The following is a 13,413-nucleotide window of genomic DNA, read 5'->3' as shown; positions in this document are numbered from 1 at the left end:
TGGGCGGCCCCGACTCCGGGCGGCACATCCGTTGGCATTGACCGTACCCTGCCGGGCCGCACCCGTGCAGGTAGAACCGGGAAGGCTGGATCAGCCCCCGATAACTCCTTGATAACCCGCGGCATCGAGCAGTTCGGCGATACTCGAGTCCAGTGCGGACGCATCGTCCACTTCGAGTTCGAACAACCACCCGTCACCGTAGGGATCGGTATTCAGCGTTTCCGGCTTCGCCTCCAATTCCTGGTTCACCGCAACGACTTTCGCGCTCAGTGGAGCGTAGATATCGGAAACGCTCTTGGTCGATTCGACCTCGGCGATGCTGTCTCCGGCGGCGACAGCGGCGCCGGATTCCGGCAACTGTACGAACACGACGTCACCGAGTTGCGACTGGGCGTAATCGGTGATCCCGACCCGGACCCGGGTGGGCTCGATCCGATGCACCCATTCATGTTCTGCGGTGTAGCGCAGATCCTCCGGAGCCCGGTTCACGTGGTGTCCTTTCCTCGTGTCGTCGTGCACGATGCCCGCAACTCTATGCGAGCCCGCCGTCCTCTGCCGCGCCGGTATCCCCGCCGTGTGTGGCACCCCCTCCGGCCGGGGCCGGAGGGATCCGGCGCGCCACGGCGACGGCCCGGCCCAGGTAGAGCAGACCGGTCCACACATAGACGGCCGTACCCCAGATCAGGAGTGCCCCACCGAAGGCCGCGCCGAAACCGGCACCGGCCCAGTCCATCTGCCCGGCCAGCAGCCAGGGCAGCGCGGACATGAGCGCGAAGGTGGCGGCCTTCCCCAGGTAGATGACCTCGGGTGGATCCAGATCGCGACGGCGGTAGACCGTGAGTGTCAGGGTCAGCACCAGATCGCGTCCGATCAGCAGGGCGGCCACCCACCAGGGAATGAGCCCGCGGACGACGAAGGCGATCAAGGTGGTGACCAGGTACAGGCGGTCGACGAAGGGGTCCAACAGGGCACCCAGCCGCGACGACTGGTCCAGCAGCCGGGCGAGTTTGCCGTCGAGGAAATCGGTGAACCCGCTCAGGATCAACAGGGTGAACGCCCAGCCGTCCGCGTGCTCCACCAGCAGGAGCCACAGGAACAGCGGCACACCGATCAACCGCAGCACGCTGAGGACGTTGGGGACGGTGAGCAGGCGGTCGGACAGCACCGCGCCGAGCGCACCGCCGGGATCGCGGTCCGTGGCCGAGGTCTCGGATCCGCCGGTTCCCGAATCGCTCTTCACATGCCAGTGCTTACCGCATGGCGTGCGGCGACGCCAGCACACCCCCGCCGCGTCATTCGATGAAAGGATGAGTATGAAACCATCTCATCATCGTGTCGGGTGAGAGGAAGATCATGTCAGAGTTCGACTACGACGTGGTGGTCGTCGGATCGGGATTCGGCGGGAGTGTGAGCGCCCTGCGGCTCACCGAGAAAGGCTATCGGGTCGGGGTGCTCGAGGCCGGCCGCCGGTGGGACGCCGAGAACCTGCCGCGCACCAACTGGAACCTGCGCAAATCCATCTGGGCACCGAAACTCGGGTTCACCGGGCCGCAGCGGATCAGCCTGCTCGGCAAATGCGCGGTCTTCTCCGGCACCGGCGTGGGCGGCGGCTCCCTCATCTACGGCAATACCCTCTACGAACCGCTCACCGATTTCTTCACGGACCGGCAATGGGCGCACATCACCGACTGGCAGGCCGAACTCGCCCCCTACTACGACCAGGCGCGGCGGATGCTCGGCGTCGCGACCAACCCCCGGACCACCCCGGCCGACGCGGTGATCCGCGACGTCGCCACCGATATGGGTGTGGGCGAAACCTTCCATCCCACCGAGGTGGGGGTGTTCTTCAACGAAGCCGACCCCGGTACCGAGGTCGCGGACCCCTACTTCGGCGGCGCGGGACCGCGCCGCAGCGGCTGTGTGCACTGCGCCCGGTGCCTGACCGGCTGTCCGCACAACGCCAAGAACACCACCACGACGAACTATCTCTTCCTTGCCGAGCAGGCGGGTGCGACCGTGCATCCGCTCACCGCGGCCACGGCGGTGCGGCCGCTGCCCGACGGGGGCTACGCCGTCGAGACCGAACGTCCCGATCGGTGGATCCGTAAGCGCAAACGCACCTTCACCGCCGAGCAAGTGGTGTTCGCCGGCGCGGCACTGGGCACCCAGCGGCTGCTGCACCGGATGCGGGACAAAGGTGTGCTGCCATGTATCTCCCCGCGGCTCGGTGAACTCACCCGCAGCAATTCCGAGGCGATCCTGGCGGTGGTGAGCCGCTCGCGCCGGGATTTCGCGGCGGGTGTCGCCATCACTTCCTCGATACATCCCGAGGCCGACACCCATATCGAGGTGTGCCATTACGGCAAAGGGCAGAACGCCCTGTTCCCGCTCTCGGCGCCGGTGATCGACGGCGGCGCGTTCCGGTTCCTGCGCTTCCTGCTCGCCGCGGTCCGGCACCCGCTGGTGTTCCTGCGCAGTTTCAATGCCCGCCACGCCTCGGAACGCTCGGTGATCCTGCTGGTCATGCAATCGCTGGACAATTCGCTCACCTCGTTCCTGCGCCGCGGCGAACTGACCACGAAACAGGGCACCGGGGAACCCAACCCGACCTGGATACCACTGGCACACGAGGTGGGCCGCCGGTTCGCCGCGAAGATCGACGGAGACACCCACGGGCTCTACACCGACGTTCTCGATATCCCCGCCACCGCGCACTACATCGGCGGTTGTGTGATCGGCGACCGGCCGGAGACCGGCGTCGTGGACCCCTACCAACGGGTCTACGGGCACCCGGGACTGCATATCGCCGACGGATCCGCGGTGACCGCGAATCTCGGCGTGAATCCGTCCTTGACCATCACCGCGCAGGCCGAGCGCGCGATGGCTTTCTGGCCGAACAAGAACCAGGAGGACACCCGGCCGGGGCTGGGAACCCCCTATCAACGGATCACCCCGGTCGCACCGGTACGACCGGCGGTCCCCGCGGCGGCGCCCGGGGCGCTGCGCCTGCCGATCACACCACTGCGGGCGAGCTGATCCGAGCCCGGCCACCGGGTCCCGCGAGCACGCGGGACCCGGGCGATTCGCCGCATCGGTACCGTGACCGGGTGTCCAACAGTCGTATCCCGCTGCGCTCCCACACCCCCGCCGACGATGTGTTCGCCCGCGGCCGGGCCGTCCGGGACCGGGTGCCGCGCACGGCCCGCGACCGGTCGGTGCGCACCGACCGGCGACCGTCGGTGCTCGAATACGTCGAGGCGTCCAACAGCGGACGCATCGACGAGCTGATCCCGCTGCGGATCGGCCGGATGATCGCCTCTCCGTTCGCGTTCTACCGGGGCGCCGCCGGACTCATGGCCACCGATCTGGCGGGCAGCCCGGATACCGGTTTCACCGCCCAGCTCTGCGGGGACGCCCATGCGGGCAACTTCGGCCTGTACGGCACCTCGCGCGGTGAGATCGTGATGGATATCAACGATTTCGACGAGACGGTACCGGGACCGTGGGAATGGGATCTGGAGCGGCTGGCGGCCAGTCTGGTCCTGGCCGGCCGGGTCGGCGGCGCCGACGAGGACGAATGCCGGACCGCCGCCGCGGACGCCGCCGGCAGCTACCGCCGGGTCGCCGCCGCGCTGGCCGAACGGCCGTTCCTGACGACCTGGTCCGCACTCGCCGACGAATCCATCCTCGACCGCGTCGAGGCCGAGGATCTGCTGGACAACTTCAAGAAGGCGGCGAAGAAGGCCCGTAAGAACAACAGCGACAAGGTCGTGCGGAAGTGGACCCATATCGACGATCACGAAACCGGGATCGAGAGCCACCGCTTCGTCGCTGATCCACCGATTCTCACGACCGTGTCCCAGCAGGTCGAGGACGCCGCCATCGACGCCCTCGAGCGCTACGGCACGACGCTGCGCGAATCCCGGCAGGGGCTGCTGGCCCGGTTCGCGGTCGCCGATATCGCCTTCCGCGTCGTCGGCACCGGCAGTGTCGGACTGCACAGCTATGTCGCACTGCTGCACGGCAATTCGGGCGAAGTGCTGGTGCTGCAGCTCAAACAGGCGGCGCCGTCGTCGCTGGCACCCGTACTCGGCGTTGCCACCGCGAAACACGAGGGTAAGCGAATCGTGCAGGGCGCCAGGCTGGTTCAGACCGAGACCGATATCCTCCTCGGCTGGACCACCATGTCCGTTCCTACCGGAAACGGTACGGAGGAACTACCTTTCATTGTCCGCCAGTTCCGCAACCTCAAGGGCGGAATCGCCCCGGAGGAACTCGAACCGCACGACCTCGACGACTACGGACGGTTGGCCGGAGCGCTGCTCGCCCGCGCCCACGCTCGATCCCTCGACCCCCGTCTGATCAGCGGTTATCTGGGAGAGGACGAAGATTTCGACGAGGCGATCGCCGATTTCGCGCTGCGCTACGCCGACCGCACCGAGGCCGATCACGAGGAACTGCTCGCGGCGGTTCGCGCCGGTAAACTTCCGGTGCAGGAGCCGGACCGGTAGTTTCGATCACGTGCGCCGCGCAGCCGGCGCCGCCACAGCCTCGGCTCGGACACCAGTGCCTCGGCTCGGACGCGAAGGGCGGTCACCATGCTCGTGCAGGTACAGAACAGCACCGACAGCGTTGCCGAACGGGCCCTCATCGATTGGCTCAGCGGCTGGGACGGTGCGGGCAGCCCGCAGGGGATCGCGACGGTGAACTGCGGTCTGGTCCATCAGGACGTCACCCACCATTTCGACGCCATCGTCTGGACCCCGACCAGCTGCGTGGTCATCGATGTCGCGGCGCTGCGCTCCACCCACGGCGGCACCCTGCAGGTCCCGCTGACCGGCGACTGGACGCTCAACGGCGTACGCGCCGAACTGGAGACCAGCGATAATCGATCACCGCTGGAACGCTCCCGCGAACACACTTTCGCCTTGCAGACCTGGCTGGCCGCACGGGGACTCGGCCAGCGCGCGGTACACGGTGTGGCGTTGATCGTGCCCTTGGAGAACGCCCCGGTACAGATCGAGCAGAAGGTGCACGATCCCAGTTTCGACGTCATCCTCGGCCACGACGGTAACGGGCTGCGCCACTACTTCGGGGTGCTGGCCGAACGGGAATCGCACCGTTGGACGGTCAACGATGTGGCGGTGTCGTTCCGGGGAATGGGGATGTTGCCCTACCTCCCGGCGCCGCAGCACCTGCTCGAGGAAGGTTTCATCGGCCCGATCGATGTCACGTTGTGGCACGGTGGGCCGGCCCAGGCCGAAGCCGAGCAGTACGCGGAGGATCTCGCCGAGTACGAACGTTCGCTCGGGACCCGGCGGTTCCGCTCCCCCTGGTACAGCCCGTGGCGGTTGTACCCGCGCGAGGTCGGCGATATCGATTTCGGCCGCGCCGTGATGCGCGTGGGTTTCGCGCTCGGGATGTTCATCGCGATCGCCTGGATGCTGTGGTTCGTGATCACCGCGTTCCTCACCTACGGCCCGGGGTGAGCCGCCCACGCACGCGGGTACGGCGCGCTTCGGCATCGGCGCCGCCGGGTACCGGCCACCGGTGGGCCGCGCCGGGCCGCGCCCGTTAGGGTCGGATCGTGAGCACTGCATCCGGCGCGCCGGACCCGTCGGGCGCGGAACAGCCCGTCGGTGGTAGCCACCGGGCGGACACGGACCGTCCGGAGACACCGGCGAGTCCCGGCGCATATCCGCCCGGCAGCGACGGCGACGGAGCGGGCGACAGCGCGGCCGGCCCCAGCGACCACGGACCCGCGGACACCGCGGATCCCGTCACCACCGCGGTCACCGCCGCCGCCGGAGCCACTGTCACCGCCGCGATCCCCCTCTCCTTCCCGCCGGGCGGCGGACCGACGACCTTCGACCTGGCGGTGAACGAACAGGTGGATCCCCGGCTGGACCCCCGGCCCTGGATCGCCGAGGTGCTGGCGCTGGCGACGAATACCGGAGTGGTGCTGGCGATCCTGTGCGGTGGTGCCGCGTGGTTCGCCTGGCAGCGCCGAGGGTGGGAGACCGCGACCATGGTGCTGGTACCCGAAACGGCGGTCGCCATCAACGCCTGGGTGCTGAAACCGTTCTGGTCCCGGCCGCTGCACGATTATCTCGCGTACCCGAGCGGCCATACCGTGCACCTGGTCGCGATGGTCACCACGCTGGTGCTGCTCCTGCGTTCGGCGCGGGCCCGCATGGTGATCATCACGCTCACCGCTGTCGCGCTGGCCGGGGCCGGTATCGGTATGACAGCGCTCGACTACCACCTGGCCACCGATATCGTCGGTGGCGCCGCAGCCGCCACCGCACTGGCGATCGCTCTCTACTGGGCAGCCGTGTACATCGGGCGCGCGCTGCCGGCCCGGTCCGGCCGACCGGACCGCGCACCCCGCTGACGGCTAGTGCCGTTCGTAGACGCTGGCGTCGTCCAGCATCGCGGCGCCGAGCATGGACTCCGGGACACCCAGCCCTTCGACCAGGGTGAGCGCATCCGGGCGGAGCCGGTCGACGAGTTCGTTCACTCCGCGCCGGATAGCCTTGGCCCGTTCCACCGAGATGAACCGGTGCATGATGTACCAGGCCGAGTTCTCTTCCAGGATCGAGTACACGTACAGATCGCAGACGGTCTCGGCGAGCCGGCGCGCCTCCTCGTCCTCGATATCGGCGATGCCCTCGATGAACGCCTCGAGGATGAGCCGGTCGATATGGGCGGCACCGGCGGCGAGGATATGGTCCTGGGCATTGTTGAACGCCTCGAACGGCTCGGTCTCCTCGGCACGCGCCCGCAACCGGTGTGCGGCCGTCCGGGTCAGATAGTCCTCGCGGTCGGCGAAGAGCGCGAGCTGGGTATCGCGCCGGCCGAGATCGCCCTCGTCGACGGTCTCGCCACTGCGGTCGCGCAGGGTCTGGATGAGCTGACGCACCCCGGACCGCTTACGCACCACATCGCCGGCCATGGTCGCGGCGAAACGCACCCAGCCCAGCGCGTCCAGATCCCGGACCTCATCGGCGTAGGACGTCAGGATCTCCTTGGCGACCAGCTGGGTGAGCACTACATTGTCACCCTCGAAGGTGGTGAAAACGTCGGTATCGGCCTTCAGGGTGACCAGGCGGTTCTCCGTCAGATATCCGGCGCCACCGCAGGCCTCGCGGCATTCCTGGATCGCGCGGGTGGCGTGCCGGGTCTGTGCCACTTTCAGGCCGGCGGCCCGCTTCTCCAATGCCCGCTGCGCCCCACCCGAGAGATCCTGGCCGGTCTGGACCAGATGCATTCGGCGGACCAGATCGTTCTGCGCGAACGACAGCGCGTAGGAATGCGCGAGCAACGGCAGCAGCCGACGCTGATGCATCCGGTAGTCCAGCAGCAGGGTTTCGGCACCGTTGTCGGGATCGCCGAACTGGCGGCGCTTCAGCGCGTACCGCAGCGCGATACTCAGACCGACCCGGGCGCCGGCCGCCGCCGCGCCACCGACACTCACCCGACCGCGCACGAGTGTGCCGAGGGTGGTGAAGAAGCGCCGGCTCGGATTGTCGATCTCGGAGCTGTAGGTGCCGTCCGGTGCGACATCGGCGTAGCGGTTGAGCAGATTCGCGCGCGGCACCCGCACCTGGTCGAACACGATCCGGCCGTTGTCCACCCCGGGCAGGCCGCCCTTGCGACCGCAATCGGAGGTCGTGACGCCCGGAAGGTCGTTGCCCTCGTCGTCCCGGATCGGGACCAGCAGGCAGTGCACCCCGTGCTCCCCCGCGGGAGTCCGCAGCTGCGCGAAGACGGCGGCCATCCGCGCGTGTTCGGCGGCACCGCCGATGTAGTCCTTCCGCGCCGACGGTGTCGGCGTATGGATCACGAATTCCTCGGTGGCCGGATCGTAGGTGGCGGTGGTCTCCAGATTCGCGACATCGCTGCCGTGCCCGGATTCGGTCATCGCGAAACAGCCCAGCAGGTCGAGCGAGATCAACCGCCGGATGTACTCGCTGTGCCGCTCGCTGCCCAGGTTCTCCACCGCGCCACCGAACAACCCCCACTGCACCCCGGATTTCACCCAGAGCGACAGATCGGCGTAGGCGAGCATCTCCAGTCCGACGACGGCCGCGCCGGGCTCACCGGTGCCGCCGTTCTCCCGCCGGAATCCGCGCTCGGCGTAGCCCAGTTTCGCCAGTGCGCGCATCTGCTCCAGGACCCGGGCCCGGGCCTCGGGCAGATCGAGATCGGGATCGCCGGTGTACTCCTGTCCGGCGAGCTGGGTGCGAGCCTGTTCGCGGACCTCGCCCCACGGCCCGTCCAGTGCCGCACGTAAACGTTGCGCTGTCGAAGTGCTGCCGGTGCTCATACTTCCGACCCTATCGGGCGTATCTCGGCGAAACCCGTCACGAACCGCGCACGCCGGAACGAAGGCAGGGATCACACCGACGAGCCCGGCCGGCCGACGCCCCTTCCGCCGTGCGCGCACCGCCGGGCAAAGGCGGAGGTATGCACGGTGAACACCGTCGAGCGGGCCGATCCGGAAGACACGCGCGGCCGGAGCGGAAGCGGAGATACGCAATCCCCTGGGGTGTAACGCAGAACACGTAGGGTGTAACGCCTCCGGAACCGGGTAGGGCGCTTATGAAGACGACCCAGGTCAGAGGCGCGATCGAGGCGTTTTCTCCAATTCGCCTGTCGAATAAACCGGTACGTAACGAACGTCACAATTTCGAAGTGGCTTTTGCGGTGGAAAAGAGGGCCCCCGGACCACTACCTTCGCGGCTATGGCTGCGCAAGGAATCCTGGAAGGAGCGACCTCCGAACCACCGATCAATCCGGACCCGTCCGGTTACGCCGACTCGCGGCGTAACCCCCTGCGCCTGCCCGTCCTCACCGGGGCCATCAACAAGTTGGTCGCCGACCGTTCCGCCACCGCCGACACGATCGTGTCCGCGCCGGCCCCGCTGCAGCCCATCGACCTCTCCGATGACGCCGCGGTCGCCGAGGTGCTGGATCTGGCGGTACGGATGGGTGAGGTCGTGCTGGCATCGGGTTCGGCCGTCACCGACACCGAGACCACCGTGCGGTTCATCGCCGCCACGTACGGTCTGTCGGCCTGTGATGTCGAGGTCACCTACAACTCGATCCGTATCTACGCGCACCGCGGCGCGCGACTGCCGTCGGCCAGTTCGATGCGGGTCGTGCAGTACCGCTCGCTCGACTTCACCCGACTCGCCGCCGTGGACCGGCTCACCCGGCGGATCCGTCGCGATGTCCTGCCGCCCGACGAGGCGCGCCGGGCCCTCGACGCCATCACCACGGCACCCCACCCGTACAAGCGGTGGACGGCCACCTTCGGCTGGTCGCTCATGGCGGCCGCGATCTCGCTGCTGCTCGGCGGCGGATTCCTCGTCGCGGCACTCAGCTTCGTCACCACGGCGCTGATCGACCGGACCAACCGCATGCTCAACCGGCACGGCCTGCCGTTCTTCTTCCAGCATCTGGTGGGCGGCGCGATCGCCGCTGTCCCGGCGGTCGTGCTGGCCGCATTCGCCGGGCCACTGGGGATCTCGGTCAGTCCGACGCTGATCATCGCGGCCGGGATCACGGTGCTGCTCAGTGGGCTCAGCCTGGTCGGTTCGGTCCAGGACGCGATCACCGGAGCACCGATCACGGCGGCCGCGCGGATGCTCGAACTGCTGATGATGACCGGCGGGATCATCGCCGGTATCGCCCTCACCCTGCGCATCGGTGAAATGTTCGACGCCACCGTACCGTTGGACATGAGCCCCGGGCACGGACTGACGAACCTCCCGGTGCAGGTCGTGGCCGGTGCCGCGGCGGCAACGGCATTCGCCCTGGCCTGCTATGCGGAGCGGCGCGCACTGGCCGCCGCGGCGGGCAGCGGCGCGATGGGCACCATCTGCTACCTGCTGGTGATCACCGCCGGCTTCGGACCGGTCGTCGCCGCCGGTGCGGCCGCCATCGGAGTCGGTCTCGTCGGTGGTCTGTTCGCCCGCCGTGCGCTCACCCCACCGCTGGTCGTGGCACTCGCCGGGATCACCCCGCTGCTGCCGGGCCTGAGCATCTACCGGGGTCTGTACGGGCTGCTCAACGATGAACTGGCGCGCGGCGCGAACCAGTTGCTGGCGGCTTTCGGTATCGGTTGCGCACTGGCCGGCGGTGTCACGCTCGGTGAATGGTTCGACCGGACGGTGAACCGCCCGACGGTCCTGCGCAAGTTCGGCACGCTGCGCCGCCCGGTGGTCAAGCGCAAGCGCCGACCGACGGTCAACCTGGGCAAGCGTCGCCCGGCGGTGAACCTCGGCAAGCGTCGCCCCGGCGTGAACCTCGGCAAGCGGATCGGCACGGTACCGGGGCGCCATCCGGTGCGGGTGCCCGTGCAACATTCCACGCCCACCACGGAAGCATCGCGGGATCTGTCCCTGAGCCTGCCGGCGGCCGGGCAGTTGCCCCAGGTGCCGCGGCCCGCCGAACGCGGGACGTCACCGGTCCCGGAGTTCGATCGCGGGATCTGGAGCCACGATCTGGAACCGGCGCCGATGGTTCCGCCCGTGGTACTGCCCGACGCGACGCCGGCGGCCCTGCCCGCCCATATGCTGGAAATGCCCGCGCCGGCGGCGGATCCGCTGGGATTGCCGGCCGAACCCCTGGGTGCCGACGAGGATCTGTCGCCGACCATGGCGATGCCGATCATCGTTCCCGGCGGGCCGGTGGGGGCCGGAATCGGTGATCCGGTGGCGGTCGGCACGGCGGACGCACATCTCGCGCCGACCGAACCGCTACCGGCCGCGCTGCGACCGGACGCCCGCTGACGGAGTAACCCTGACCGACCGCCGGAACCGGTATCGTCGGGTTGTCTACCGCCCGGTCGCGTGGTGCGCTCCCGCACCACGCGACCGGCGCAATCGGCCCGGGTGAAGTGCCCGGGCCGCATCCGCAGGAAGGTTCATTCGATGCCGGACACATTCGAAACCACCGAGCCGGCCGTTTCCGCGTTCTCCACCCGCATCCGGGAGGCCACCGCCCGCGAGCACGAGGAGGCGGAGAACTCGACCTTCATCACCGAAATGCTCGACGGATCGCTCGGTATCGATTCCTATCGCAGTTACACCGGGCAGCTCTGGTTCATCTACCGGGCGCTCGAGGAATACGCCGACGCACTCGCCGCCGACCCGGTGGCGGGCCCGTTCATGAAACCGGAACTGGCGCGCACCGCGGAACTGGAGCGCGATCTGGCGCATCTGGCCGGACCTGGCTGGCGTGACGAACTCACCCCGCTGCCCGCGACGGCCGCCTATGCCGCGCGGATCGAGGAATGCGCCCGGACCTGGCCCGGCGGTTATATCGCCCACCACTACACCCGCTATCTCGGTGATCTCTCCGGCGGCCAGGTGATCCGCGGCAATGCCGAGAAGCTCTGGGATCTGCCCCATCGCGGCGACGGTGTGCGGTTCTACGTATTCGAGGGCATCGGCAATCCCGCGGCATTCAAACGCGAATACCGGGCACTGCTCGACCGGATCGGCGTGGACGAACTCGAGCAGCGCCGTATCCTCGACGAGGGCAAACGCGCGTTCGTCCTCAACCGTGCGGTGTTCACCGAACTGGCCGCCGAATTTCCGACTCGGCGCCCTTCCTGATCACCGACCGGCCGACCTGGTCATCTGATACATTCCGGCCCGAAGCGACCGTGAGCGAAGGGTGAACCGTGTCCGAAACCTCTGCCGCCGGCCCGGTATCGGCCGACGAGAACCCGGTGATCGTCGTCGGAGCCGGGCTGGCCGGTCTCGTCGCCACCTATGAGCTGACCCGGGCCGGACACCGGGTACTCGTCCTCGATCAGGAGAACCGCAACAATCTGGGCGGCCAGGCGTTCTGGTCGCTGGGCGGGCTGTTCTTCGTGGACAGCCCCGAACAGCGACGACTCGGTATCAAGGACTCCTACGAACTGGCACTGCAGGACTGGCTGGGTTCGGCCGGGTTCGACCGGGCCGACGAGGACCACTGGGCCCGGCAGTGGGCCGAGGCCTACGTCCGGTTCGCCGCCACCGAGAAGCGCGACTATCTGTACGACCTCGGGCTGCGGGTGACCCCGCTGGTCGGCTGGGCCGAACGCGGCGGGGCCCTCGCCGACGGCCACGGGAACTCGGTGCCACGGTTCCATATCTCGTGGGGTACCGGCCCGGGGGTGCTCGAGGTGTTCCTGAAACCGGTTCTCGAAGCCGAACGCCGGGGTCTGGTGCGATTCGCGTTCCGCCATCGCGTCGACGAGCTCGTCGTCCGGGACGGCGCGGTCACCGGGGTGCGCGGGAGCGTGCTCGAACCGACCGAGCTCGCACGCGGGGTGGCCACCTCACGGACCGTGGTGGACGATTTCGAGTTCGACACGCACGCGGTACTGGTCACCTCCGGCGGTATCGGCCACAATCACGATCTCATCCGGCAGAACTGGCCGGTGGACCGGCTCGGACCCGCACCGCACAGCATGATCTCGGGCGTACCCGCCCACGTGGACGGGCGGATGCTCGGTATCGCGGAATCGGCCGGTGCCGCGCTGGTGAATCGGGACCGCATGTGGCACTACACCGAGGGCGTCAACAACTGGGACCCGATCTGGCCCGATCACGCCATCCGGATCATTCCCGGTCCGTCGTCGCTGTGGTTCGACGCGAACGGTGCACGGCTCCCGGCACCGTGCTTCCCCGGTTTCGATACCAATACGACCATGAAGGCGATCCTGGCGACCGGCTACGACTATTCGTGGTTCGTGCTGACCCAGTCGATCATCGAGAAGGAGTTCGCGCTCTCCGGGTCCGAGCAGAACCCCGATATCACCAGTAAGGACCGTCTCACCACGGTGCGCAGCCGGTTCACCAAAGGCGCACCACAGCCGGTGGAGGCGTTCAAGGAACACGGGGTCGATTTCGTGGTGGCCGATTCGCTGCGCGAGCTCGTCGACGGGATGAACTTGCTGGCCCGCGGCCCGCAACTGGACTACGCCGCGATGGAGAAGCAGATCGTGGCCCGCGATCGCGAGATCACCAACAAGTTCACCAAGGACGCGCAGGTATCGGCGATCCACAACGCGCGCACCTTCTTCGGGGATCGCACCACCCGGGTCGCCAAACCGCACCGGATCCTCGATCCGGCCGCCGGCCCGCTCATCGCCGTCCGCCTCAATATCCTGACCCGAAAAACGCTGGGCGGGCTGCAGACCGATCTCCATTCCCGGGTGATGCGGACCGACGGGACCCCGCTGCCCGGCCTCTACGCCGCCGGCGAAGTCGCGGGATTCGGCGGTGGCGGCGTGCACGGATACAACGCCCTGGAGGGCACCTTCCTGGGTGGCTGCATCTTCTCCGGCCGGACCGCCGGCCGGGCCCTGGCCACATCGCTGGACCGCAGCTGACGCTGGACGAACCCGCA

General features: G+C 68.3%; 9 protein-coding genes and 1 pseudogene. 7 read left to right on the top strand and 3 right to left on the bottom strand.

The window, feature by feature from the left end; translation table 11 throughout:
* Positions 1 to 90 precede the first annotated feature (90 nt).
* Together gcvH and ACWEWT_RS03625 are read right to left on the bottom strand one after the other, a co-directional pair.
* On the bottom strand, positions 91 to 489 hold the full coding sequence (gene gcvH, locus ACWEWT_RS03630) for a glycine cleavage system protein GcvH (protein ID WP_452555788.1): 399 nt from the start codon (positions 487 to 489) through the stop codon (positions 91 to 93).
* Positions 490 to 532: 43 nt separating this feature from the next.
* Complete coding sequence (locus ACWEWT_RS03625; protein ID WP_452557655.1) at positions 533 to 1,165, bottom strand: CDP-alcohol phosphatidyltransferase family protein; 633 nt, start codon at positions 1,163 to 1,165, stop codon at positions 533 to 535.
* A gap of 188 nt (positions 1,166 to 1,353) precedes the next feature.
* Between ACWEWT_RS03625 and ACWEWT_RS03620 the strand changes: the two genes are divergently transcribed.
* The 4 genes from ACWEWT_RS03620 to ACWEWT_RS03605 all read left to right on the top strand — a co-directional run bounded on the left by ACWEWT_RS03620 (position 1,354) and on the right by ACWEWT_RS03605 (position 6,394).
* On the top strand, positions 1,354 to 3,036 hold the full coding sequence (locus ACWEWT_RS03620; protein ID WP_452555786.1) for a GMC oxidoreductase: 1,683 nt from the start codon (positions 1,354 to 1,356) through the stop codon (positions 3,034 to 3,036).
* A gap of 71 nt (positions 3,037 to 3,107) precedes the next feature.
* A complete protein-coding gene (locus ACWEWT_RS03615) occupies positions 3,108 to 4,511 on the top strand; it encodes a DUF2252 domain-containing protein (RefSeq protein WP_452555784.1) in 1,404 nt (467 codons plus the stop codon).
* A gap of 87 nt (positions 4,512 to 4,598) precedes the next feature.
* Entirely contained in the window at positions 4,599 to 5,489 is an 891-nt protein-coding gene (locus ACWEWT_RS03610; protein ID WP_452555782.1) for an NERD domain-containing protein, read from the top strand.
* Positions 5,490 to 5,587: 98 nt separating this feature from the next.
* Positions 5,588 to 6,394: a phosphatase PAP2 family protein gene (locus ACWEWT_RS03605; protein WP_452555780.1), complete on the top strand. Its 807-nt coding sequence runs from the start codon at positions 5,588 to 5,590 to the stop codon at positions 6,392 to 6,394.
* A gap of 3 nt (positions 6,395 to 6,397) precedes the next feature.
* On the opposite strand, the gene ACWEWT_RS03600 is transcribed toward ACWEWT_RS03605, so the two are convergent.
* The gene (locus ACWEWT_RS03600; RefSeq protein WP_452555778.1) at positions 6,398 to 8,329 is read right to left on the bottom strand and encodes an acyl-CoA dehydrogenase family protein; all 1,932 of its coding nucleotides are present in this window, start codon (positions 8,327 to 8,329) and stop codon (positions 6,398 to 6,400) included.
* A 514-nt stretch (positions 8,330 to 8,843) separates the two neighbouring features.
* On the opposite strand from ACWEWT_RS03600, the pseudogene ACWEWT_RS03595 reads away from it, so the two are divergent.
* From ACWEWT_RS03595 to ACWEWT_RS03585, 3 genes and pseudogenes are all read left to right on the top strand, one after another.
* A pseudogene (locus ACWEWT_RS03595) lies at positions 8,844 to 10,274 on the top strand (threonine/serine ThrE exporter family protein); the annotation flags it as partial.
* Between the two features lie 666 nt (positions 10,275 to 10,940).
* Positions 10,941 to 11,627 (top strand): biliverdin-producing heme oxygenase, encoded by a 687-nt coding sequence (locus ACWEWT_RS03590; protein WP_452555776.1) that lies wholly within the window; start codon positions 10,941 to 10,943, stop codon positions 11,625 to 11,627.
* A 68-nt stretch (positions 11,628 to 11,695) separates the two neighbouring features.
* Positions 11,696 to 13,396, top strand: coding sequence for an FAD-binding dehydrogenase (locus ACWEWT_RS03585; protein WP_452555774.1), 1,701 nt, complete (start codon positions 11,696 to 11,698; stop codon positions 13,394 to 13,396).
* Positions 13,397 to 13,413 lie beyond the last annotated feature (17 nt).

The sequence above is a fragment of the Nocardia sp. NPDC003963 genome (genome assembly GCF_053605105.1).
This window is presented reverse-complemented; position numbering and strand designations above follow the sequence as displayed.

Bases quoted from the DNA above. Each gene is read 5' to 3' on its own strand.
- ACWEWT_RS03620 (WP_452555786.1), top strand. From the start codon at position 1,354: ATGTCAGAGTTCGACTACGACGTGGTGGTCGTCGGATCGGGATTCGGC.
- ACWEWT_RS03610 (WP_452555782.1), top strand. From the start codon at position 4,599: ATGCTCGTGCAGGTACAGAACAGCACCGACAGCGTTGCCGAACGGGCC.
- ACWEWT_RS03600 (WP_452555778.1), bottom strand. From the start codon at position 8,329: ATGAGCACCGGCAGCACTTCGACAGCGCAACGTTTACGTGCGGCACTG.
- ACWEWT_RS03590 (WP_452555776.1), top strand. From the start codon at position 10,941: ATGCCGGACACATTCGAAACCACCGAGCCGGCCGTTTCCGCGTTCTCC.